We start from the raw sequence: 25,388 nt of genomic DNA, 5'->3' as shown, positions 1-25,388 counted from the left end.
TTTATACGGTGAATACCCACTAGCACGGATAAGAATATGCCAGTTACAAGGGATTGGAAAAGGGTGGTTTATAGAGCAATTTTGAAAAAAAGCCCCAACCATCATGAAAACAATCCTAGGAATCATTTTCAGCTTATGGCTATGTTCTTCCCATATTATCCAAGCTCAAAATATGCATGCGTGGAATACTAATTATCAATCTATTGGTGTTCGTTTTAATCAGGACAAAAGCCAATTCATTGTATTTACTCATGATAGGATTACCAAATGGAACATGGAATCCGGTGAATTATTGGCTAGCTACAGCACCTACATGGCTGATATGGATCGATATCCTCATCGGAATGCAAAATTGATAGATGCAGATGATAAGCTTCTAGAACTGGTTTTTTCTGATGGAGATGGTTCTATTCATCGGTTTTCATTGGTGCAGCAAGGCTATGTGAATTTCCCCAAATTCAATCATGGATTACGAATATTTCACGGGTACACTGATGGTAATAAAATGGTATATACGACCACAGGTGACTATAATGTGTCTATCTACGATCAAGATACTGGAAAAGATAAAATCATCCTTGAGAAATATTTCGGATTTATACAGGTCCCGGTTTTTCATACAGGTGTATTAATCAAGGATGATGGAGAGTTTTACTTCGTCAATGGAGCAACCTACAAAAAGAAGAAGCTAGGCGTGAAAAACACCTATAGCTACATTCATAACATGCCAGATAATTGGATGGAAGCGTATTCAGGTGGCAGAGATACACGCGAAACAGTACAATTTGTTAATTTGGAAACGGGCAAAAAGGAATCCTATAAAGGGGAAGAAGCAAGGAAATTATATTACCCTAAATCAGTTCCTCAACCTAAAACTAACTTTATAAGAGCGATTGTCCGGTCTGATGAGAAGCATTATTATGAGTTTTATAGTGGGGGAAAGTATGAGGATGGAAAAATCACTTATTTTAAATATGGTATCCGTAAAGTAGCACAAGTAACGGGGGAAGTCATTCGGGAGATAGATATCTCGAGTAATCAGGCTGATTTTTTGACGGTCTTGGATAGAGTCAAACAACAGGAACAACTAGCATTTCAAGAGTTTAAAATCAATTTTAACCAACTTCCACTTCCCTATACATTTGATTACAATTCAGCGGCAGGAAGGGAAATTCAACAAATTCCATTTGTTAAGTTTGGTTCTCATCCATCAGTTGGAGCCAAGGAATTTGCCATTGGTAAAATCTTAGATTGTCATGATGGAGGTATCATCGTATTGACAATGGGATTTACTCAAGGAGCAGCCAATCAGACCTCGCATTTTTATATCCGACAGTACGATAAATTCGGGATGTTGATAGATTCCAAAGATTTGGGAAAAACGATCAAAAAAGGTGGAGGCTTTGAACAGATTACCCGATTTACCATAGAACCTATGAATCGTGGCTATTCGGTAGTAGCACGCTGGGGAATTGGCAAGGGAGTTCAGCAGAAAAATTATGCAGGAGGCTGTAACGATTAGACGAATGAAAGTATGAAAATGATAAAGATTATATTGCTTCTTTCTTTAGCAGTGCTTACGCAAGTGGCATTTGCTCAGAGTCTCCATTTATGGAAGACAGCTATTGAACAGCCACAAGTTCGAATCAGTCAAGACGGTTCAAAAGCGGTGGTATTTACCTTTGATAGGATTTCTACGTGGGATTTATCTACAGGAACCTTGATCAAGGAGTTTTCAACCTATATTGATTCTGAGAATCGCTGGCCTACCACAGATGCAAAATTGATTGATGCAGATGCGTCTTTGAATGAACTTATTTTTGTTGACAATGATAAGTATTATCGTTTTTTGATGTTTATGAATGCATATTCAGCTTTTCCCGAAAGTTCAGTTAAAATTCAAAAGTACCATGGGTATGTTCATGGAAATGATTTGGTGGTTCAGTTTTTTGAAAACGTGAAATTGATTGATCTAAATTATTTTGTTGCGATCCAAGAGCAAGGAAATCTTGACCCTACTAAAATTTTCAGTTCAAAAAAATACATATCGCAAGTTGAGGTTTCGTTGGATAAACGTGCGATCGTATTTCGAGATGTTGATTCCTACCAATGGTATGATCTTTCTGCCAAAAAAATAGCATCTCTTCCAATCAAAGGATCCAAGTTTGAATTTGAATCACTTCCAGACGGCTGGGTGGGGGCTTATGGGGCATCAAGATTTGATTTGGGTTTTTATAATTACGATTCAAAGACTAAAGAGTTTTACAAAAAAACAGCGGGCTATGGCATTTTTCAGCCTAAAGCAGCAAATCTGAAAGATGTTAACTCCTTGGATGTGGTTAGAGCTACTGACGAACATGTGTATGAATTAGTACCCATTAATCAATTGACAGAAGGGAAAGTGAATTATATAGCTTATGGATTAAAAGTCAGTGATAGAAATGAAGGTCAAGAGGTCTTGCGAATCAATTTTTCTCAACCCTCAGAAGAGTTTCAAGCTTTTCGAGATGGGATGAAGGAGAGAATGGCAGAGGATTTTAGGGAATATAAAATTAATTTCAATCAATTACCTGCCAATTTTAAGTTTGATTATAATCAAGCGAAAGGTCGAGAAATAACAAATCTGCGTTTTTTGCAGGAAGGAAGGCAGCCGATGTTAGGAGATCAAGAGTTTGCAATCGGCAAACTGGGAGAATGCTCGAATGGGGGAGTGATTGTATTAGCCATGGGGTTCACCACCAAAGGAGGAACCCAAACTTCTAATTTTGCTGTCTTCCAATACGATGCTCAAGGTAATTTGATTGATTCAAGAGACCTTGGAAAAACGATCCGTTCTTCTACTGGAGTTGTTCAGGTGACCAATTTTGACATTTCAGGTTCACAAGAAATGTATAAAATACATGTCAAAACCGAAGGATTAGGAAAGGCGCCAACGGTAAGAAACTATGCTATGGGCTGTGGTAACTTGTAAGGGGTTGATATGAAAAAAAATAGTTATTGGCATTTTATCGGATTGGTTGTTATGCTTTTTAGCATGGAATCCCTAAGTGCACAGCAGGATTTTAATGCTTATCTAACGAAGTATTCTCAGGCTTTTGAAAGGAAAGATGCTCTTGCCATGGCGAAGGTCTGCGATGAGATGATTCAAGTTTCCCCTGATTCGCATTGGGGATACGTGTTGATGTCTTATTCACAGCTGATGTTGAAGGACAAGGAAAAAGCCTTGAAATATTGGTTGAATGGGGTCAACTTATCTCCCTTGGATTATCATGCATTGGCTGTTGGGGTATGTAATTTTGCAGTGCAAGGGCAGTTGGAGGAAGCGAAACGCTACATGCATTACGCCTATCAGGTGAATGGCAATCCGGATGCTCCGAGGCTACTTGAAGAAGATCTAACCTTATTAAATAAGTATTTGGCTTTACCCTTGAGTGAATTGGTTTCTGAAAGCCGCAGAATTGCCCCTATTTATAGGAATAATGCTTTCTTTTTTCAAGAGATGGGTGAATGTTTCAATCTTTGGGCACAAGGAAAGGCATGCAGCAAAACACAAGTATTGATACAGCGAATGAAATCATGGCCTGTACCAATTCCTTACTTCTCAAATACACTGCAATTTTTTGAAGCCCAAGGGAGACTCGAAGTTGGAGATTACCAAAATGGGATTCCCCTGATGAAATCATTCATTCAGCAATCGGGTCAAGATATTCATTTGAGTCATTTTCGTGCATCGGGTTTCTATTATTTGTCTGTTGCTGATTTGAGTGCATTCAACTATGGGGAATCTCTGGTCAATGCTGAACTTGGACTACGAGCGCATGATCAAGTCCCGCTTGTTTTTCCCAATACCTATTCTTTGTACTTACAGGATAAGAAAGTACTTGCACTTGATTTATTAGAAAGACCTGGAGAAAAAGCCAGAGATGCAATGAGTTTATTGACTGCAGCTGAGATTCTTAATAATAAAATGTTTCAAGTAAAGGCGTATAATTATTTGGTATCCAGTTTATTGATGACTACCAATCCTGAGGAATACAGACTCATGAGTCAATTTTTCCAAAAAGCAAATACACTTGCCAAGGGAGACCCAGCCTTAGAGGATATTATTGGAGGAAACTATGCCTCTTTTTTATACCGGGAAAAGAAACCAACTGAGGCCAAACAATTATTAATTTCTTTAGCAGAGAAAAGACTTCGTTCAGGTCAAATCTCGGACGCACAGTTGTTGTATAATAATGCTGGTTTTTTAGCTAATTATGAAAGTCAATATGTAGAGTCCGTAGACTTATTCAAAAGGGCTATCGCTATCACTGAAAGCTATAGAAGTAGACTTTCTCCTTCTCAACAATTGACCATGATGGATGCGCAAAGTTCAGCTTATGGAGGATTGATTTTAAGTTATGAGCGTTTGAAGGATTCGGAAGGTTTATTTTTGGCTCAAGAGCAAAACCGAAGTCGTTTTTTGAGAGAGCGTTTGAATCCGGCGGTGAAACCTATGACCCTAAAACAAGCACAAGCCTTGCTAAAACCCGAAGAAGCACTCATTTATTACTCTACGGGGAATAGGCCTGGTGGTATCATTATTCATGTGGTTACTAAGGAGCAGGCAAGTATTCATCAGCATTACCCTATTGATGCTTGGCTAACGCTCAAGAAAAAGTATATCAACCGATTTTCAGGGAGACCCGATGCGCTGAACGGGGTAAAAGCAGGTCCTTTAGAAGATGTAGTAAACGGAAGCTTGATCCGGTATGCATCCAAAGAGCAGGCATTTACCTCTCAGCATTTTGAGGAGGCATTTGAAATCACCCGGGAATTACTTAAATCCTATGACCAGGATTTGATTCCTGTTAGAAATGATTTTTTGTCGTTTTGGCATGATTACCTAATCCAGCCCATTATTTCAAGGCTTCAAGGAAAAATATCGTTGATTATCAGTGCTGAGGAACATTTGAATTTGTTGCCTTTTGAATCATTTATGGACCGATCAGGATCCTATTTAATTGAAAATTTTGAGATAGCTTACATACCTTCGATGACAGTCTTACAGGAAGTTCGAAAAAGAACTTACAGCGATGATCGCAAACCTGTGATTGCTATGGGTGGAGCAACGTATCAAGGGAAGTCACCTCAAGTAGGAACTGTTGAGAGAGGGTTGTTGGGTTTTTTGCAAGTGCAATCGGATGTCCAGAAAAAATTAAATCAAGGGAGCAATATATCCATGGAATTAGCCAAACTGGGCTTTGGCTTACAAGCCGATTATTTGGCTGGTACACTCAAAGAGGTGCAGATGATTCAGGCCATGATACCAGAAGCCAAGGTGTTAATTGACCGAGACATGCGTGAATCGGTAGTTAAAGAACTTGATAGAAGTGGTGAATTAGCGAATTATCGTTTTGTTCATATTGCTACCCACGGGTTTGCTTACGAGGCGATACCGGAACTTGCTGGCTTGATGATGACTTCTCCGCCAGAAGGGGATGGGACTGAGGATACTTTTTTGATAGCCCCAGAAATAGCAAAAATGAACTTACAGGCTGATTTGGCGATTTTGAGCGCCTGCGATACAGGCACAGGGAAATATTATCGTGGGGAAGGCATCAATGGTTTAAATTCAGCATTAATGATCGCTGGAGCTAATGGCACTTTATTATCTCTGTGGCCAGTCAGTGATCAAGGAACAATGGTGCTAATGACACTTTTATATGACTTGGTGTTCAATCAAGATATTCCTGCGGATAAAGCCTTAAATGCTGTTAAAAGACATATGATTTCAGGGGTAATGGGGGCGTTTTACCAAGATCCTGTGATTTGGGCGCCTTTTGTGTATGCAGGCAAATAATATACTGATTGGATAGTTGGTAGTTAATTCTGCTGTTTATTAAGATAAGACTATTAAGTTGTTTTTTTTGAGCATACTTCAGATATTTTATTTCTTGATTTTTCAAAATTGAAATAAAAAATAAACCACCTATAAAGTAGACGGCTAAAAATTAAATTTGTACATTTAATTTGAGTTTGAAATTAGTTAGTGATTCCCAAACAAAATTCTATGAAACAAATTTACAAATCCAGCATGGCCATTCTCCTGCTGTTGTTTACAACAGGTTGGAGTATGGCGCAGTACACCGTTTCGGGTACTGTACGAGATGATCGGTCCGGGGAGCCCTTAATAGGCGCTACTATCTTGGTCCGAAATACCACCCAAGGATCAGTTACTGACTTGGATGGCAGGTTTACTATTGGCATCAGTGGCAACGCTAATGCTGTTTTGGTGGTATCCTCTTTAGGGTATGTGAGTCAATCAATCCCTGTCACATCAACCACTGGTTCCATTACTGTTTCTTTGAGGCAGGATGCTACCAATTTGGAGGAAGTGATTGTGACAGGTTTGGCGTCTTCTGTCAAACGAAGTAACTTGGCCAATGCAGTTTCATCCGTATCATCCAAGGAATTGACTGGAACGACAACGATTCAAACCACAGATGGTGCCTTGTATGGTAAAATTGCTGGAGCTACCATTCGATCCAATTCCGGCGCTCCAGGAGGCGGTGTATCTATCCAATTGAGAGGTATATCTACCTTGACAGGAGGATCCCAGCCTTTGATTATCGTGGATGGTGTGTATATCAACAACTCTTTCCAGCGTACAGGTAGAGCATCAGTTTCAGGTGCTGGTGGATCCAATCAGGATGATGGTGCTAACCGTCTAGCAGATTTAAATCCAAATGATATTGAGACAATTGAGGTGTTGAAAGGCCCATCGGCTGCTGCCATTTATGGTACGCGCGCCAATGCGGGAGTAATTATTATCACGACTAAGCGTGGGTCCGAAGGAAAAACTAAGGTGTCGTTTTCACAAGATATAGGATCTGCTACTCCTCTTCGTTTACTAGGTGTGGATGATTGGTCTGAGGATAAGATAAATTTCTTTTTCCCTGAAAATAGAAGGCCGATTGAATTGGAACGGTTTAGAAATGCTGTGGCTACCAATACATTTGTGGATTACGAGGATTATTTCTACAACAATCCTGCAAGGTTACTGAATTCCCGTTTGACAGTAACAGGAGGAAAAGAAAATACTAAATTCTTCGTATCTGCAAATATTGCTGATGAGGAGGGAACGGTTAGAAATACGGGATTTCAACGGTATTCCGTCCGTGCTAATATAGATCATAAGATTTCAGATGTATTTAGAATTAGTGTATCTTCAAATTATATTCGAAGTAATTCTGATAGAGGTTTTACGGGTAACCAAAACAACACAGGAGCATCTATAGGCTATAACATTGCTTACGTGCCTAATTATTATGATTTGAGAAGGAATGCAGATGGGACTTATCCTATCAATCCTTATTTCGCGGAAAACCCTGTCGCTGTAACAGATCATGGAATTAATAATTCTATGGTCAATAGGTTTTTACAATCGTTTAAATTAGATGCAAATGTCTTCAAGACAGCTAACAGCTATATGACATTTGAGTTAAGTGGTGGCTTGGATTTCCTACAAAATACTACTTTAGTGTATTTACCTGAATTTTTACAGTTCCAAAGAGCCCAACCTATCCCCGGAGATGTCTTATGGGGCAAGCAAGAAAGCTTTAATACAAATCTTCAGGCAAGTTTGGTTTACAACTGGAATTTAGGAAGAGTGAATATGAACTCTCAGGCAGGTTTGGTACGCTTAGATCTTGAAAATAACAACTTATTCAATAGAGGAAGGGGATTAGCTCCAGGTCAATTGAATATTCAGCAAGCGACTGTACAACAAGTAGAAAGCCAGTTTTTCTCCACAATACAAGAGGCCGGTATTTTCTTGCAGCAAGAAGCCAATTTTGAGGATAAAATCATCGGTACAGTAGGTATCCGTTGGGATAAGTCAACCTTAAATGGGGACCCTAATAAATTCTTTGCTTTCCCAAGAGCATCGGTAGCAGTCAACTTGGCTAACTTCGATTTTTGGACCAATAAATCTACTGTTTCTGCATTGAAGCCAAGAATTGCTTATGGGGAAACAGCAGGTCCGGTTAATTTTGGAACAACATTCACTCCACTAGGAGGTTCGAATATTGGCGGTTTACTAGGCTCTGTAGTATCAACACAGGTAGGTAATAGACAAATCATCCCTGAAACAGCAACGGAATTGGAATTTGGTTTGGATGCAGGTTTCTTCAATAACCGAATCGGTTTGGAGGCCACTTATTATATCAAAAGAACTCAAAATAATCTTCAAAACCTTTCCTTATCTCCTTCAACCGGTGTGACTACTACACCAAGTAATGAGGCCGAGCTAGAAAACCGAGGACTTGAATTATCTTTGTTTGGTACGGTGATACAAAAACCTAATTTTAGTTGGGATACCAGGGTAATGTATTGGCATAACAGATTGACCTTAACAAGGCTAGGAATTCCTACCTACTTTGCAGGCGGTTTTGGTACGGCATTAGGTACATTTCTTTATGCAGAAGGCTTTTCTCCAACGACTATCATCGGTACTCCTGCCGACCCAAGCATTACCGGTGGGTTTACGATTTGGGGCGATGCTCAGCCACGTTACAACATGTCTATGGTGAATAACTTTACCATTGCGAAAAACTTTGAGCTCTCGTTCTTGATGGAGTATAGACATAGAGGTGATAATGTTAACTTGAGTACTTTCTTAACTGATGCTGGCGGTACTACCAAAGGTTGGTTTGATGATGATAACGGAGATGGGATTCCAAATGGTAGACAGCGACCACCTGCACCATTCAACAATGCAGGACGTTGGGTACAGGATGCTACATTCTTAAAAATCAGAGAAATTGGTCTGTATTACAATGTGCCCAAAGCATCTATCAATCAATTCTTTGGAAATAGTGTAGAAAATATCAGACTAGGTACTTCGGTGAATAACGCATTCTTGTTTACCAATTACTTTGGTTATGACCCTGAAACATCCACCTTCGGTGCTCAAGCGGTTGGGAATAATGTGGACATCACTCCATATCCAACTCCAAGAAGAATCTTCTTCCACGTGACCGTAGACTTCTAAAAACTAACGCCAAGAACAATGAAAAAGTTAAATAAATATATAGGGTTAGCAGCGGTGGTAGCAAGTACATTGTTTGCTTGTAATCCCTTGCAGTTGGATGAAATAATTGATCCAAACAACCCCTCCGTAGAGTCGGTTAGTAACAACGCTTCCAATGAGCAGATACAATTCTTATTGACTGGTTTAGAAGCCCGACATAGAGGATATGTGACCAACGTTTCTCAAGCTTGGAATACCTTCGGTAGAGAGATATGGTACTTGAACGGTTCTGACCCTCGTTTCCAAACGGATTGGTTGGGACAGGCAGGTAGAGTTCCTGATCGCTCATACTTTGGCTTCGGGGCCACTGGTGGAGGCTCTTGGGCTGCACCTTTTCAAGCAATCAAGCAAGCCGATGTCTTAATAAATGCAGCTAATAATGCAGCTACGCTCAATGAAACATCTAAAAGAGCCGTAGCTGGATTTGCTAAAACGATTAAAGGATACCAATTTATGATTCCTGCTAATTTTGTTTATCAAAATGGAATCCGAATTGATATTGCTGATCCTCTGAATCCAGGACCTTTTGTCAGTTACGATGAAGCCTTGAACCACATCAGAACAATTTTAGATGAAGCTGACCAGGATTTGGTTGCAGCTGGCGGTGGTAATTTCCCCTTACGATTGACCGCTGGATTTAACGGTTTCAATACGAATGCTGGTATCAGGCAAATAAATAGGGCAATCACTGCACGATTGAATGCCTATAGAAAAGACTGGAATGGGGTATTGACTGCCTTGGAAGCTTCCTTCATGAATTTGAATGGAAATTTGAATGCCGGGCCGGCTCATCCTTACGGTGCTCCACCTGATATTTTCAATCCACTGTTTTATGTTCCAAATGCTATTTTGAATACGATGGTAGTGGTACACCCATCAGTAATCAGAGACGCAACCCCAGGTGACTTGAGAGTTACTAATAAATTCTTCGAAAGAACCAACCCGCCAATTACTGTTTCTACAGACTTTGGTACCTTGGAAGGTAGATTTCAAGACAGAAGATGGCCTTTAAATACCTCTTCTATTCCATTTATACGTAACGAAGAATTGATTCTCTTAAAAGCAGAAGCACATGCTAATTTGGGACAAACTGCTCAAGCAATAGAAGCTATTAACATCATCAGGAATGCTGCAAATATAGGGGCTTATACTGGGGCTACTACCCAAGCAGCCTTGATTGATGAGATCTTGTATCAAAGAAGATACTCTCTTTGGGCTGAACCATGGGGACATCGTTGGATCGATGCCAGAAGGTATGATAAACTCAATGAAATCGATACTTCCTTTGATGGTGGTACTGTATTCACCCAATTCCCTCATCCACAATCAGAGTTAAACTGGGATGCTTACGTCAATAGATAACATGACACACTAATAGAAATAAAAAAGGAGCGATTCAGCTCCTTTTTTATTTTGATTACCCATTGAATCAGTTTTTTATTTCAACTTTATTTTACCCTCTTAAATGCTCATTAAAAAACCCTACAGTCCTTCCCCAAGCCAACTCAGCGGCTTCTTTGTCATAACGGGGAGTGGAGTGGTTGTGGAATCCATGATTGACAGCAGGGTAGAAGTGTACCTCATATGGCTTTGCATGTTTTTTAAGTTCCACCTCATAAGCAGCCCAGCCTTCATTGACGCGTGTATCCAAATCTGCATAATGTAATTGAATCGGTGCTTGGATGTTAGGGACCTCTTCTAAAATCGCTTGCCCACCATAGTAAGGAACCGCTGCTTTCAAATCAGATACTCTACAGGCCATCATATTGGAAATCCAACCTCCAAAGCAAAAGCCTACCACACCTACATTACCTGTACAGTTTTCCTGATTTTTCAAAAACTCATAGCCAGCAATAAAATCTTCCAGCATTTCAAATCTATCTCTCTTGGCCTGCATGCTGCGACCCTCGTCGTCTGTTCCCGGATATCCCCCAAAAGGAGTAAGCATATCAGGTGCAAAAGCAATAAATCCATCCAAAGCGGCTTGCTTGGCCGTATCTTCAATGTACGGATTCAGTCCTCGGTTTTCATGGACAACCAATACTCCTGGTGCAGTTCCCTGAAGATTAGCGGGAATACAGAGTAGGCCCTTTATCTTGCCGCCACCCTTAGGAGAGTCATATTCAACATAATAACTATCCACTCGAGTATCATCAGCTCCGAATCTTAAAGTGCCTGCATAATTGGGCATCAAGTACGAGAGGATAGCCGAAACCGTCAATCCTCCAACTGCATATTTGGAAAGTTTGTCTACAAATTGCCTTCTATTGATTTGCCCATGTACATAGTAATCGTACATGTCAAAAATCTCCTGTGATAATTTTTCTTTTTGTATCTCTTTCATGTGGTTAGTAGTTGAAAATAAAAAACCGAATCCATACCAAGATAAAGATTCGGTTAAACTCTTTATAGAGTTTTTAACTCAATGGGGAATAGAATGGTTTATCGGTTAGAACTGAGACTAGGATACGGCATGTTTAAACCCGGCAAGAGACCCGGCAGGTTTTCAAAACCTGCCGGGTCTGGCTTTTGCTAACTTTTCCTCCTATTCAATCTTAGTTAGTAATCGAAATATTACCAGAGGATATTGAGCCCTTTACTTCATATGCGGAACCATTATTGATGATCATATTCTTGCCGCCTCGAGATCCCCCAATGGTGATATTTCCGGAACTTGCACGCATATTGAAGTTATAGTCTTGAAGGTTGGAATAAGTTTGAATCGTAAAATTTCCTGAAGTTCCAGAAATCCGGGTATTTGGGCTTAAACCAACTTTTGATGCTTTTAAGTTTCCCGAAGTAAGGTATACATCACCTAAATTTGTAACACCCTCTACTTGAGCATTGCCAGACGTCAACCGGAGATTGACACGTCCATCCACGTCTTTGATGGAAATTCCTCCACTCGAAGAAGCGTATTCCACATCCCCCATAACATCGAGGATTTTGGCATTCCCAGAACTTACTTTTCCGGATATATTACCATCGATTTTTTCTAACGTAATGCTTCCAGAACTTGCTGTTGCTAATAGATCTCCTTGAATCATTTTTGCTTTGATGGAGCCAGAACTCACCGAGAGTCTTGTTACTTCAGAATTGATATTTTCTACTTTGATACTTCCAGACCCTCCACTCATTTCTACAATCATCTCACGGGGACCAGTAATCCGTATATACCCTTTTGTACGGTTATTTCCCCAATTGCCTTGATCTACTTTATGAGAGATTTTAAGTACGTTTCCTACGCTTACAAAAACGATGTCCTGATTATAGTTATTGGACTCCAGGAAAGCGTTTACCTGCACTTCTGCAAACTCACCTCCTGTATATTCTACCTCCAATGCTCCACCAGAAACTTCTACTTTTTCGATATTGGAGAATTGTTTTTGGATATCTACCAATACTTTTATCTGCGCAAAGCTTGGAGAAAGTGAGCCTAGAAATACTAAACCCACTAGGAGTATTTTGATTGTTCTATTCATGATTGTGCTGTTTTATAAAATGATACCAAAACTGATTGTATTGACCTGAGGTCCTTTAGTTGATTGAAAATGTTCGTTGAGGTCATAGTTGATAAACATATCAACTTTTCCTACGCCAACTTCGCCTCGAACCCCGTAACGAAAGTCATTGGCAAACATATTTGCGCGTTGGAATTCCTTATTCCTTCGGTTGTCTTCATCCTGATAAACAAATTTACCTCGTCCTCCTAAGCGAACTCCCGCATAGGGTCCGATACCGATTCGGAAATTCTCATTTTTACTATGGAAATAATTCATGAGTGTTAAGTTGGCATAAGAAGCAGAAATCTTTGATTTGGTACCTCCGCCTGCTTGGAATTCTTCAAATACAATTCCATTCGGTCCTCTCAAGGCTTGGAGATTTCGGTCCTCAAATTTAAAATTGTACCAATTGACTCCAAGCAAAGGTTTGATGGAGAAATGATTACCGATTTTTCTTCGAACCCCATAATTGATTCCAAAAGCCCAACTTCCCCAAGGCTTGACCTGAGGAGCAGATCCACCTGGTATCCACTGATTGATACCCAAATCGAAATTGAGTGAGGTCTCTGTTTTTTTTACTTTTATTTTTACAGGTTCGTCATCACTGAAAGTATTTAAAAAAGACATGGTTCCATCATCGTATTTTTTATACTCCCACTCACTCCCAAATAGTCTGTAATTTTTTTCTTTAAGAACGGTTTTCGATTCTGTTGTTGTGGAATCTTGGGCGGAGACAGTTCCCACCCAAGAAAATACACTCAATAGCAGTAGTAAATAGTTGGTTATAGTAATCTTCATAGTGTTGTTTGATTAAAATACAATACCGAATGTGATTGGATGTAATTCAGGACCTGCTCCTTCTTGGAATAAGGTATTGAGGTCATAGGTTGAGAAGAATTTTACACGTCCTACTCCTACTTCTCCTCGAACGCCATATCTGAAGTTGTTAAGATAGATTCCAGTTGGTAGGTGTTCTTTTCTGCGGCCACCACCATCTAAAGGACGGTACACATACTTGCTTCGTCCTCCCAATCGGTAACCGGCATACGGTCCTACAGCTACTTTGATACCTTTATCTCCTTTATCATTCATTCTGCCAAAATCAAGGCGGAATAAACTTTGTGCAGTCAAATAGGAAGCGGAAATCTTGCTTTTGAACCCTGCTACATCGGTGCGTTGGATAAAGTCGATTTCTCCATCCCCTCTCAATGCCTGAAAGTCGCGATTTTCAAACTTGAAATTGTACCACTGTACGCCTAATCCTAAATCCCAGTAAAAGCCCTTGCTGATTCGTTGGGAGGCCATCCAGTTTAGACCAATGTTCCAACTGCCCCAGCCGCGGGTAGCGTAAGGAGAAGAGGAGGTAGGGAAGCTCCCCTCTGAATTCAAGTAACTGTTGATTCCTAAATCCAAGTTGAAGTAGGTGCGAAATGGAGGGTCTGATTTTTTACGGGTACCTGTCTCAACTTTTACTTTGGTGTCAGGGCCACGTTCGTCAACACTGATGCGAATACCGCCCACATTTACTTCGGTTTCCAATCCATTCTCTGACACGCGGACCACTTCCTTCGTACCTTTCTTATTTTGAATTTCCACGACTACCAACTCACCTGTTTTTTCATCGACTGCTAAGTCTAACTCGGAGATGATTTGGTTGACATTCATTTTTTTGAGGCGTTCAAAGTCTTCCTTGTTGTCAACGATAACCATGATTTTACCAGACTTTCCAAATTCCACAATGATGGTGTCTTGGGGTGCTCTAAACTCATCATAAATGCTTGTGAGTTTCTCAGGCGTATTTCCAAAGGCCATTTTTACTAAGGCCATTAAGCAAATCACTAAGATGTATTTTTTCATGTGTTGATGATTTTCAATTTGTGTTGGTTTCTTTTCTTCTAGGGGTATTGAGGGCAAATAGGTTGGATTTGGCATCCTGCAGGTCTGCAAATCCGCGGCTGATAAAGCCCCCGATTTTATCTACTTTGTTTTCTAATTCATCGATTATGTTATCCTTAGATGCCTCAGCTTTTATGCCGGAAGAACGGATGATTACTGTATAAGATGGCTCCTCTTCGATCGTAGGTGTGATTTTTGGATCTACCAAAGCAATGGTTTGATCCACTGTTAGCTCAGGGAGCACTAATTCCGGAAGACCGATGATTAATTCTTCTTCTACTTCCAGCAGTGCGATGGTTTCAGGGATACTTTCAATTACAGGAGCTGTCTCTTTCATCACTTGAGGTTTGGATGCTTTGCTTGTTTCAGCAGACCTAATTTCCGTAGTTGATTCTGAGGAGGTTGGAGTAATTTCAGAAGTAGCTTCAGTTGAGCTGAGGGAAGTTTCATCCACATTGCTCAGCTCTTCCAATTGTTGCGAAACCAAATTTTCTTCCACAAAGGTACCATCCATAGATCCTTGTCTCAGCAGGAGATAACCCAGTCCCATGAGCAGCACCAAAGAAGCAGCTACGTACCATCCGATAAATACCTTTTTCTCGGGCTTTCCCAATCCATCTTCAATCCGTTCCCAAGCGAGTTGGGAGGGGCTTTCGGTGTGGTTTTCAAGTTTTTGCTTGAAATATGAGTCGAATTGATGTTGTTCCTTAGCCATTGATGCTCCTTTCCTTCTGTTGTTGATCTGCAATTTTTTCTTTCAATACTCCTCTTGCTCTGTTTAATTGGGATTTGGAGGTTGATTCCGTGATTCCCAAGAGGCTTGCAATTTCCTGATGGGAATATCCTTCAATTGCATAGAGGTTGAATACCGTTCGATAGCCCACAGGTAATTCAGCTATCAGTGCCAGTAAATCTTCTGCTTCCAAGTGGTTGATTTCATAGCTGCTGCTGTCTTGCTGCCAATTTTCATCGATCAGCACCTCCATGTTGAGATGTTTGTTAGATCGAAGTTTCAACAATGCCTGTGTCACCATGATTTTTTTCATCCAGCCTTCAAAGCTTCCTTTGTTTTCAAACTGATGTAGTCTTTCGAAAATTTTCATAAATCCTTCTACCAAGACATCTTCAGCTACAAAGCGATCTTTGGTGTAGCGAAGACATATGGCAAAGAATCTCGAAGAATAGCGCTCATACAGGGCTCGTTGGGCCTTTTTGTCGCCATTTTGGCAACCTTCCAAGAGTTCGTCTTCTGTATGGTAGCTTTTTCGAAAAAACATATTGGTTTGGGTTCAAATAGGTAGATACAGAAGTTGGAAAGAAGGTTGCATGGGAATGTTAAAAATTCTGAAATTTTTTTTCAAGATAGTTTAAAATGCTTTTAATCAGAATGATAGAAGGGTGTTTTGTGGAACTTAATTTTTTTACAGCCAGATACTATCAACTTGCTTGGAAAGATACGGGCAAATATGGAAGGTTTTTGGTTGGGATTCGTGAATATTGATTTTAAACAGTATATTTAGTCGATTTTAATTAGTTGAATGATGAGGCATCGGTTGATTGTATATAGTGTGATCGTGGTTTTGCTAGGGATTGTTATAACAGCTTGTAAGGAGTTTGAAAACAATAACTTCACCACGTTTTTGGGTGCGATTGTAGATGCGGATGGAAGGCCCATCGCAGGAGTGGAATTATTTTTTGTAGAAAATCCTGATTGGTGGAATAGAGAAGGGGAAATGACATTTGATCGAATAATCTACGAACAGCGAACGAATGCGCTTGGGGAATTTAGATTTATTGTTCCAAGAAGGAATTTTGATGCTTTTTACGGAATTAAAGCATCAGAACCTGAATTACTTCTGTTTGAGCAATTTGACCAAGAGTTTACCCAATCTATTTACCCTGTAAGCGATGGCCAGAGAGGTGCAGATGGAGTGGTCAATGTAGGATTAATCCAATTACTGAGACCATGAAGCGGTTTTTACTTTCTTTAAGTGTATTTATTTGCTTGATAGGTCAAGTTTTACTTGCCCAGACTACAGGAATTAACCAAAAGAAACCTGCTGTCTTGTTTGGGTTTGCTTTGGAGGGGACTTACAGAAATTTTATAAGTGGAAGCTATTTGGCCGATACGTATCAAATCAACCCCGGTTATCAACTTAAAATGACATTTGGTTTTGAAGGCTATCCAGGAATTGGCCTATTTGCAGGTGCTCAGGGAGCCAAGATTTTGGATAATCAGTTTCTTGGGGGATTCTTTGAACGTACACGCTTTCGGGATTCGGGGATATTTATTTTTTATGATATTCCTATTGTTGAAAAATTTCAAGTTCGAACAGATATAGGGTATGGGGCACTAGTGGTGGTGCATGGAGAAAGTCCTCAACGCTTTCTGCTCGATTATCAGCATTTTTATGGGAATATTGGAGTCAAATACCAACTGCTTAAAGAGCCTCAAATTCATCGAGTCTATCTCACTGGAGCGATTGGTTCAGGAATTTTTCGGGGAAATCAGCTTGTTATCAACGCATTTGACAGGCCTTATTTGGAGCGAGCAACTGATGTACGTGGTAGTATTGGGATTTTATTAGAGTTGTATTAAGTGAAGTAGATTAAAACCTCTATGCTTTTACATTCCTTATATGGTTCCTTTTTATTTAACCATTCAAGAAAAATAAAGTCATAGAAGAGGATGACAAAAATTATATGTTTCTATAATCCTTACCAGTGGGATGGGAAAAGACCTCCTCAGTAAGGCTTTGCAGTTTTATTGGTAGCAGTTTTGTTTTTTATTATTTATCCAAAAAAAGAAAAAGTATAAGAAAGCTATACTTGAGGTAATTTCCATCCATTGTGATACTCAGCCTTGACTAGTTTATTGGCTTCGGTATTGGTGAATAAGGATTTTTCCTGATCCCAGTAAATTTTCTGACCTGTCTTAAAGGCAATGTTGCCCATGTGCGCATTGATAGCTGCGACACTTCCAGTCTCTACTCCACAATTTAAGAGAGAAGCATCATCGCTTTTGATCGCTTGTAAAAAGTTTTCCATGTGTTTTTCCAAGGCATTGCCTTCGGGTCTCACTTTTTGAATAGCTTCTGTTCGAGCTACTCCATTATCTTTTTCAGAAATAACCTCCCAGCCCCCTCTGTTGACAACCAATGTGGCGTTGTTACCGATAAATGCAATGCCTTCTCCATAGCCATAGTTGCCACCGTCAATACCTGTGGCATGTTCCCATAAAAGATTGAAACCATCGTATTCATAGACAGCTTGCAAGGTATCGGGAGTTTCGGAAGCATCATCTGGGTAGGCGAGTTTACCACCGGAAGCCATCACTGACTTAGGAGCGGATGCACCCATTGCGAATAGGGCAATATCTAGTTCATGAACACCCCAGTCGGTCATCAATCCACCTGCATAATCCCAAAACCAACGGAAATTGAAATGAAAGCGATTTTCATTGAAAGCACGCTTGGGGGCAGGGCCTAGCCACATATTGTAGTCGACTCCTGCAGGTATAGCGCTGTCATTTTTGATCGGAACAGGCTTCATCCAGCCCTGATAGGCCCAGCATTTGACGAGTCGGATATTTCCCAATTGACCGGACTTTACAAAATCAATAGCTTGACTGTATTGAGAGCCACTGCGTTGCCATTGCCCAACTTGTACCATTTTCCCATATTTCTCAGTGGCCTTTACCATGAGTTGACACTCTTCAATGGAATTGGCAAGAGGTTTTTCTACATAAGCATGCTTGCCTGCTTCCAAGCTATCGATGAGGTTTAGACAGTGCCAATGGTCTGGCGTGCCAATGACGACCACATCAATATCCTTATTTTCCAGCATTTTGCGATAATCCTTATACAGGGTAGGTTTCTTGCCTCTTGCTTTTACTACGTCTCCTGAGCGTTGATCCAATACTTGCTGATCAATATCAGCCAAGGCAATGCAGTTAACCGCTGGGTTTTTCAACAAGGCACTCATATTGGACCAGCCCATACCTTTACAGCCAATGACTCCCACATTCAATTGGTCACTGGCGGGAATGCGGCCATAGCTTCTGAAAAATTCATCTGCTGTTACTAGGGTAGGCATACTCAGGCCTGCGGTGGCAAGTAGGCTTTTTTGCAAAAATTTTCTTCTGGTGTTCATAGGTTTGAAGGTTAGGTTTATTGAATTTCTGAATTCACTATTTTTTCTAGGGAAAATCGTGAAGTGTTGAATATACACTTTTTATCAGGAGAAAAAAAGAGAGGTTTGATTACTGAACTTAAACTAATACGAGGATGCTTTTTTAACTTATTGTAGGACCATAATCATATCCCGTATAGTATGTATTTTATCTTCTCCTTTGAGGGTATATTTTATCAAGAGTGAGTAACTTCCTGTTATAGCATCTTTACCATTAACGGTACCATCCCAAAAGCATAAAGAGGGTGCTCGGTTTGTAGGGGAGGAGTCTAGGCAAGAGTAGATGAGTTCGCCCCAGCGATTGAAGACTTGGATAGAAATACTTCCGATAAGATTGTCAGGATACAGGATTAAACCTTGGTTTTCTGCGCCGAGTTTGATAGCATTTGAATAAATTAAGGTTGGTTCACAAGTGATTTCAACATCAAACTCCACAGAAAAAGCACAACCGGTCATGTCTGCCGCCAGCAATGTATATCGGCCTGCCTCCGTAGGTCTGACTTGTGCATCCTCGCTGATAACTTTATCCTCAAAAAACCAAACATGGTCTTTGAATTGATTCGAAATGGAAATAGTCTGACTGCCTTGTTTGGTAGGGCAAATGGTATACAGTGCAGCCATGTTAGGAGGGGATTGTTGAGTTCTAGCCACTATAAATTCTCTTCTTCCAACGATACACCCACTTGGATTGGTCTTGGTTACTAAATAGGTACCTGGTTCAGTTAGTTCTATAGTCCTCTGTTCATCAAATGCTGTCATAGGAACCCAACCATCAGTTGATTGGCTTGACCATTGGATTTGGTCGCCAAGTGTCGTTTCTGTAATTTCAACAGTAGTGAAGTAATCATTTTGGCAAAAAGATCCAATGATTAAGTCGATAGTATCCACGGCTGGAATCGTGACTTGCATTGATTTTTCAACACTACATTTGACTCCCTCAGGATCCTTGCCAATGACTCTGTACTTTCCGGATAATGTCAACAGGTATCCTCCAGAACTTTCTTGGGGAATTATGCTACCCGTAGGGTCAAAAACATCATAGATCAGGCTTTCTTCTGATAAGGGTAAAAGTGTATAAGCAGTACATGCATAAACATCATCTTCCACTAACTCAAATCTCGCCGTTGCAGGGCCTTCAATGGTATAAATGTCGGTACTGATTATTTCCAATCCATAAAAGGTGCTGAATCCGATTTGATAATTTCCTGGTTTAATCTCGACTCTTAGTTCATCGGTAGGGTCGAAATAGCTTTTATATACAGACTTTCCATCCTCAAAGAGTTCGATATGCCCGGTGACATTAATTTCACTGAATTTGATAATTAATGTGCCGGTGTTATTCTGATTAGGGATACATTTTGCGAATATAGTCGTCACTTGATAATCCTTAAAATAGTCAGGTAAACGGTAAATAACTGTATAGTTATAGGAAAATACATTTCCTAAGAAACTCATTCCATTAGCAGATGCAGAAGCTTGCACGGAAGTAGTATGTGCATCATACAATGAAATGGGGTATGTAAAGGTAAAACTGCGGGATTCGCCGGGTAAAAGTTCTGGAATTGTCCATTCGTTTCCAGTGAGATCTTCTGGAACTCGGATGTTTGTTAACGGAATTCCTCCAGTATTGCTTACAGTTATAGTAAAGGTGATGATTTGTCCCTCGTATGTATATAGTTTGATATCAGGTTCTATTTCTATGGAGATACTCGGAACTAAATTACAATCATACACCCTTGTTTCGGCCTTTACCCGATCACTTTCACATTCCCCATCTTTGAATTGACTGACCCAGATATGATAGAGTCCTGGTTTTGTAGGGTCGATACTTGGAATGCTTCCTAGCGGAGAAGAAAGTGGAGAATCGTCTAAGTAGTAGTTGAGCTCATAGCCGTCATGCTGAGTTATTTGAAAACCGGCTTCGCTAGTACCCAAACAGATCATTCTGTTTTCTACATGTGGTGCAGGAGACTTAGCTATTACCTCTATTTTCAAAGGAACTCTTGGGCCAGTACATTCACTATCCAAGCCTTGGGCAGCCCAAATGGTAGTCAGTCCTACCATGTAGGTGTTTACTAGGTAATTTTTCAACGGTGTTCCACCTATTTCCTGCGTGTAAAAATAAATTTGACTATGGGGATTACTTGGTTTAATAAGATTGATCAAATCAATAGGAACATCACCTAGACAGAAAACAGGTAAATCTGTGGTGTTTATACCAGAAAAATCATTGAATTCCGGACAATTGGCAGCAACAAACTCCGCACGATTGATAATTGGGATTTTGAGCGGTGTATTGATCTCTTCTCCTTCACATAATCCTTCTTTGATTTCATAAACGAAGGGTAAATTAGTGAATTCATTTCCTGAATTTTTGCCTATCCCGGAGACAAAGCCTTCCATCGTTACATTGCTTTCACAGCTTGCTAAAGTCAAAATCGAACAATCTTCGGTCACTTTCACCGTGTAAACTAGGGTGGCGATGATATCATTACTAGATTCTGGTAATGGAATCTCACCAATTTCCCAAATAATAGTTCCGTTTACCCCCATACTAGGATCAAAGATAACGCTCCCATAATTGCTAGGGATAGTGGTAGCAGAAACGAAGGTAGTTGTGTAGGGTAGAGGTATGGTGATTTTGCCGTCCTTAACTTCCTCTGTACCTAAGTTTCGGATTTCAGCAGTGTAAGTAATTTCGTCTCCTGGTGCTACAGCTGGGTCTGTAGAGACAGTAGTGCCATTGATCTGACTTACTTGATTGAGAACTTGTATCTCTGGAATATAACTTAAAACAGAAAACGCCAGATTGTAAATGGTATATAAATCTTGCCTCGTACCAAAGCGGAATCGCGTGCTGGTTTGGTTATTGGTGAGGATACTGTTGTCAGGATTTTCTATGTCCCATTGGACGATATCCACGCCAACGTTATTAATTAAATTCGGATATCTTGGAGTAGGGACAAGTTGGTTTAATGAATTTTTTACAGGCGTATAGATAGTGGAATTGAAAAAGTTGTCAGGGGTGTTTTTAGGATGACTTAACCTGACCCAATCACCTTTTTGATCGATAATTTCAAAGAAATCCCCTCCTGTTGGTCTATCGCCTTCTCCTGCCATCAAGCCAAGTTTTAGAGCTACCGGACCCGAGTTTACTGTTCCAAATCCACTGATTTCTAGTTCTAGGGTATTTTCTTGCCCATTCTTAGCCTCAACAAAGGAATACCCATCAAATATGGTGATGTCTCTCCAGCTCATCTTGGAGTTTTGATAAATCACAATAATACCCCAGCTGCCAAAGAATCCCGTTTGGTCGGAGTAACTTTCGTGTAAAGCTATATCAGCTACTGTATATTCCCCAAGTCCTTGTTGCTTCACATAATCAGTGATATCAGCGTACCCTACAAAAATTTCAGCATACGCTTCCTGAGGAAAAAGGAGAGCATTCCCATCAGCTATGATTTCGGTGTAATTGCTGGAATTAGGTCCTTTTAATTTAACTTTTCTTTTGTCCAAGCTATTCGTAAATGGTAAAAAAAAGGTATGACTTCCATTGAAAACTATGTGGACCAGGGTGTTTTCTGAATTAGTAGATGCACTTTCATATTTTTCCTCAATAGAGAGTTTACCAAATGAAAACGTCAACTCATCACGTATCATGTGGATTGAGTCAAATGTTGCAGTGATGACACCGTCCTCAGTTGCTAACTCTAAGTTTTCAACGTCATTGTAATTATTTCCATCGATGGAGTATTTGACGGAGCTTCCGTTTTCAAAAAGAAAAGCAATTATAAAATTACCGAGTGAATCCAATACAGAAAATGATATTGTATTTACTTCTCCGGTTTCATCCACAAACTTGAGTATACTTAATCCTAAATATTCATTTTGGTCATCATCTAATCCACTAAGGATAACCTCTTCATTAATAAAGGTTTTTGTTTCTCCTGGGATAGTATTTTTGGTGATATCAAAATTAACACCTGATCCAAGAATAGTTCTTCCAGACCAATAAAGGCCCGCATAACGGATTTCCGAACAGTTGGGGTCAGCATCATTTTCTTCTGAAAAAACTAAGGTAGCTGAGGAGGAATTAAATGTACTTGGATCATTGTCTATATCTATGTAGATGGCCTGATCTAGTGAATTGTGGGAAGAGTCAGTATAGTTTAACATCCTCAGATTGGAATTACCGATCATGGTAAAGTCCCCCTTAATTCTGTAAATATTTCCTTCGGGTGCAGATTGACCTACTCTATGTCTAAATGGTATTGGACTATCATTTTGTGCCTGAGAACCTATGCTAAAATTGAAAGTAATCAGCATAAGTAAGAGTAACTTTCTAACGCTTGAGTTACTTAAAAAGTAATTTGATAGCACAGCCATAAGAGATGATAATTGTGTGATTTGAAGACCATGCTTTTTCCTTTGAAACTCAATTACTAATCATTTTACCAAATGCTAGAAGTTAAAAACTATGTATCGTTGACGGGTATGTTAAAGTCAATGATTAGATTATCTATAAATGGAAAATGTTTTGAAAAATAAGAAATAGTTTCAATAAAACTAGATGTTTCATTAAAAAAAATAAATCATTTTATAAATACCAAGTATTTTCAAAAAGTTTGGTTGGAGCTGCTTTAGAAATGGCTACAAGGAAGGAAAAATTTAAATCCAAAAGTAGTCTTCTGACCGAAGCCATTAACTACTTTTGGAGTGTTGAATAATTAAATATTGTAGTCAAATATATTTGTCAGTTATCATACTCTGATGTGTTTTACAAATACTTATCCACCGTTTCTCTGATTTTTCCAGATGGTCTATCTGCTGAGGGATCAATTACCTTACCTTCTTTGTCCAATAATAAGAATCTTGGAATAGCATTGACCATAAAGTGTTGGGCAATGTCAGATTTCCAGGCATTTTCTGCAAACCACTGCAAGCCTTCCATATTCTTAGCGTTGACCATTTTTTCCCATGGTTCTTTGCTATTGTCTATGGATACTGTCAGAAAAGAGATTGGCTTGTCTGTGTATTCCTCTTTCATTTTATCCCAATGCGGGTGTTCTGCGATGCATGGTCCGCACCAAGTGGCCCATATATCGATGTAAACAAGGTTTCCTTTGAGGTCACTTAGCTTGACAGGTTCACCTTCGATGTTGACAAAATTGAAGTCAGGAACTTCCTTTCCGGGCATAATCGGTTCCCATTTTTGCTTGATTTCATCGAGTTTGGCTAGGAGTTTGGGACTTTGATTTTCTACTTCAAACTTTTCAAGGGAAGACTTTACATGCACGGGCCCTCTATATTCAAGATTGGATTTGATGAAATCAAAAAGCAGTTGGTCTTTAATAGCTTGATTTTTGAGTAAATTATCCATGGCTATAAATCTAGCTTTCTCATAACCTTCCTCGCTGCCTTTCAGGGTGGAGTCTTGCTTCATTAATTGGCTGACTTCTTCACTGATTCTGCTGTCAATGAGAGATTTATAGACTCCCGATTTGAGTAAATCTTCGCGTGAGAGGTCAAGCTGACGGAGTTTTTCTTTCACTTCATCCATAGGGAAGTCAACAGAATCACGTGGAATTTTCTTGATGTAGGCGTGGTACATGGGATATTGGTTGTCCATGTACAGCGGTTGATAGCTAATAAATGCCTCCTCTAGTTTGATAAATTCTTTGTTTACAGTTTCTTCCGTTTTTAAAACATCCAATGTTGATGAGAGCTTGCTAAAAAATTCATCCTTTTTGGTAAAATACGCTTCCTTGTTCAGTGCCATAAGCTCAATAGGATTATTTATACCGCTCTCTTTGGAGTATTTGTCCTTTTCGAAAAGGTAGGTGTTTTCTGCTGCAAGGTCTCCATGAAGTTTGAATGTGTCATCCAATGATTCCAAGCTTGCCTCCACAAAAATGCTATCCCCAGGACTTAGAAAAAGGGAGAAGGCTTCCACTCCTGTGCTGATGTAATAATATTCGGATTCCTCTGCTTCAAATGTAATTCTGAAATTGCCATCCTCTGATATCGTCGTTTTGGCAATTTCTTGTTCCAAATAGACCGTAATTTCTTTGTCATTGCTGTTTGAAAGTGTACCTGCAATGATGATCGTAGGGTTGAATTTTTCGGGCTGATTGCAACTTAACATCACAAGTGTAGCCAAAAGAATTATTATAGATGATTGTCTCATGGTGAAGGTTTTAAGAAATAGAGCCTTAAAATTTAGTAAATTTTGATGAAAGCACAAAAATTAAGGCCTTAATTAGTTCCAGGAATAATATGTATAATTCCACTCTGCCTTCATCTGCTAAGGTAAAAAGTTCTTGTGCGTCTTTAAAAAAATCTTCTCGCTTTTGAAGAAGGTCTAGCACAATGATGGTGTCTACAAAAAGCCTTTCCATTTAGGAGTATTTCTTTTCTAAATAGTCATAATACTCCTCTTTATCTTTGTTTTCATCCGAGTTCTGAATCACTCCAGTTAGACTTTCAACCAGATGACTAATCTTTCTATCTTTTTCTTGTCTTTGAGTTAAGCTATGTAAATAGTTTTCGATTAGACTTGAAAGGCTTACTTTTTGATTTTTGGCATAAAAAGAGTTTGTTGGTGTTCGGGAACACAAGTTAACAGTTGGTTTATTTGATTTAATTTGCTGAAATTTTGAGTTTTATCGAAAGAAAACTCTCATTAAAACCCAAGATTTCTTCTACTCAAGTCTCTTGCGGCATGA

17 protein-coding genes are annotated in these 25,388 nt (G+C 39.6%); 7 read left to right on the top strand and 10 right to left on the bottom strand.

The window, feature by feature from the left end; genetic code table 11:
• Positions 1-103 precede the first annotated feature (103 nt).
• The 5 genes from IPZ59_RS17975 to IPZ59_RS17955 all read left to right on the top strand — a co-directional run bounded on the left by IPZ59_RS17975 (position 104) and on the right by IPZ59_RS17955 (position 10,435).
• On the top strand, positions 104-1,522 hold the full coding sequence (locus IPZ59_RS17975) for a CPSF domain-containing protein (protein WP_236137428.1): 1,419 nt from the start codon (positions 104-106) through the stop codon (positions 1,520-1,522).
• A gap of 18 nt (positions 1,523-1,540) precedes the next feature.
• The gene (locus tag IPZ59_RS17970; protein ID WP_236137427.1) at positions 1,541-2,971 is read left to right on the top strand and encodes a hypothetical protein; all 1,431 of its coding nucleotides are present in this window, start codon (positions 1,541-1,543) and stop codon (positions 2,969-2,971) included.
• 9 nt (positions 2,972-2,980) lie between these two features.
• Complete coding sequence (locus IPZ59_RS17965) at positions 2,981-5,842, top strand: CHAT domain-containing protein (protein WP_236137426.1); 2,862 nt, start codon at positions 2,981-2,983, stop codon at positions 5,840-5,842.
• 210 nt (positions 5,843-6,052) lie between these two features.
• The gene (locus IPZ59_RS17960; RefSeq protein WP_236137425.1) at positions 6,053-9,034 is read left to right on the top strand and encodes a SusC/RagA family TonB-linked outer membrane protein; all 2,982 of its coding nucleotides are present in this window, start codon (positions 6,053-6,055) and stop codon (positions 9,032-9,034) included.
• Positions 9,035-9,052: 18 nt separating this feature from the next.
• On the top strand, positions 9,053-10,435 hold the full coding sequence (locus IPZ59_RS17955; protein WP_236137424.1) for a RagB/SusD family nutrient uptake outer membrane protein: 1,383 nt from the start codon (positions 9,053-9,055) through the stop codon (positions 10,433-10,435).
• A gap of 91 nt (positions 10,436-10,526) precedes the next feature.
• Here the strand turns inward: IPZ59_RS17955 and IPZ59_RS17950 are convergent, their stop codons facing one another.
• The 6 genes from IPZ59_RS17950 to IPZ59_RS17925 all read right to left on the bottom strand — a co-directional run bounded on the left by IPZ59_RS17950 (position 10,527) and on the right by IPZ59_RS17925 (position 15,749).
• Positions 10,527-11,417, bottom strand: a complete 891-nt coding sequence (locus IPZ59_RS17950) for a dienelactone hydrolase family protein (protein WP_236137423.1) — start codon at positions 11,415-11,417, stop codon at positions 10,527-10,529.
• Positions 11,418-11,628: 211 nt separating this feature from the next.
• A complete protein-coding gene (locus IPZ59_RS17945; RefSeq protein ID WP_236137422.1) occupies positions 11,629-12,555 on the bottom strand; it encodes a DUF4097 domain-containing protein in 927 nt (308 codons plus the stop codon).
• A 12-nt stretch (positions 12,556-12,567) separates the two neighbouring features.
• Positions 12,568-13,374 (bottom strand): hypothetical protein, encoded by an 807-nt coding sequence (locus tag IPZ59_RS17940; protein ID WP_236137421.1) that lies wholly within the window; start codon positions 13,372-13,374, stop codon positions 12,568-12,570.
• A 12-nt stretch (positions 13,375-13,386) separates the two neighbouring features.
• The gene (locus tag IPZ59_RS17935; protein ID WP_236137420.1) at positions 13,387-14,433 is read right to left on the bottom strand and encodes a hypothetical protein; all 1,047 of its coding nucleotides are present in this window, start codon (positions 14,431-14,433) and stop codon (positions 13,387-13,389) included.
• A gap of 13 nt (positions 14,434-14,446) precedes the next feature.
• Positions 14,447-15,187, bottom strand: coding sequence for a hypothetical protein (locus IPZ59_RS17930; protein ID WP_236137419.1), 741 nt, complete (start codon positions 15,185-15,187; stop codon positions 14,447-14,449).
• The gene (locus IPZ59_RS17925; protein ID WP_236137418.1) at positions 15,180-15,749 is read right to left on the bottom strand and encodes an RNA polymerase sigma factor; all 570 of its coding nucleotides are present in this window, start codon (positions 15,747-15,749) and stop codon (positions 15,180-15,182) included. Before IPZ59_RS17925 ends, IPZ59_RS17930 begins: the two co-directional genes overlap by 8 nt.
• A gap of 261 nt (positions 15,750-16,010) precedes the next feature.
• Between IPZ59_RS17925 and IPZ59_RS17920 the strand changes: the two genes are divergently transcribed.
• Positions 16,011-16,442, top strand: coding sequence for a hypothetical protein (locus IPZ59_RS17920; protein ID WP_236137417.1), 432 nt, complete (start codon positions 16,011-16,013; stop codon positions 16,440-16,442).
• Complete coding sequence (locus IPZ59_RS17915) at positions 16,439-17,071, top strand: hypothetical protein (RefSeq protein WP_236137416.1); 633 nt, start codon at positions 16,439-16,441, stop codon at positions 17,069-17,071. The genes IPZ59_RS17920 and IPZ59_RS17915 overlap by 4 nt, the downstream gene beginning before the upstream one ends.
• 224 nt (positions 17,072-17,295) lie before the next feature.
• On the opposite strand, the gene IPZ59_RS17910 is transcribed toward IPZ59_RS17915, so the two are convergent.
• The 4 genes from IPZ59_RS17910 to IPZ59_RS17895 all read right to left on the bottom strand — a co-directional run bounded on the left by IPZ59_RS17910 (position 17,296) and on the right by IPZ59_RS17895 (position 25,280).
• Entirely contained in the window at positions 17,296-18,624 is a 1,329-nt protein-coding gene (locus IPZ59_RS17910) for a Gfo/Idh/MocA family protein (protein ID WP_236137415.1), read from the bottom strand.
• Positions 18,625-18,771: 147 nt separating this feature from the next.
• Positions 18,772-22,989, bottom strand: coding sequence for a DUF7507 domain-containing protein (locus IPZ59_RS17905; RefSeq protein WP_236137414.1), 4,218 nt, complete (start codon positions 22,987-22,989; stop codon positions 18,772-18,774).
• 451 nt (positions 22,990-23,440) lie between these two features.
• The gene (locus IPZ59_RS17900) at positions 23,441-24,850 is read right to left on the bottom strand and encodes a TlpA family protein disulfide reductase (protein ID WP_236137413.1); all 1,410 of its coding nucleotides are present in this window, start codon (positions 24,848-24,850) and stop codon (positions 23,441-23,443) included.
• Between the two features lie 211 nt (positions 24,851-25,061).
• Positions 25,062-25,280, bottom strand: coding sequence for a DUF6364 family protein (locus tag IPZ59_RS17895; RefSeq protein ID WP_236137412.1), 219 nt, complete (start codon positions 25,278-25,280; stop codon positions 25,062-25,064).
• Positions 25,281-25,388: the final 108 nt, after the last annotated feature.

It is taken from the genome of Mongoliitalea daihaiensis (assembly GCF_021596945.1).
In the GTDB taxonomy this organism is placed as follows: Bacteria; Bacteroidota; Bacteroidia; order Cytophagales; family Cyclobacteriaceae; genus Mongoliitalea; species Mongoliitalea daihaiensis.
Note: the sequence above shows the minus strand (reverse complement) of the source record. Positions and strands in the feature narration are given on the sequence as shown.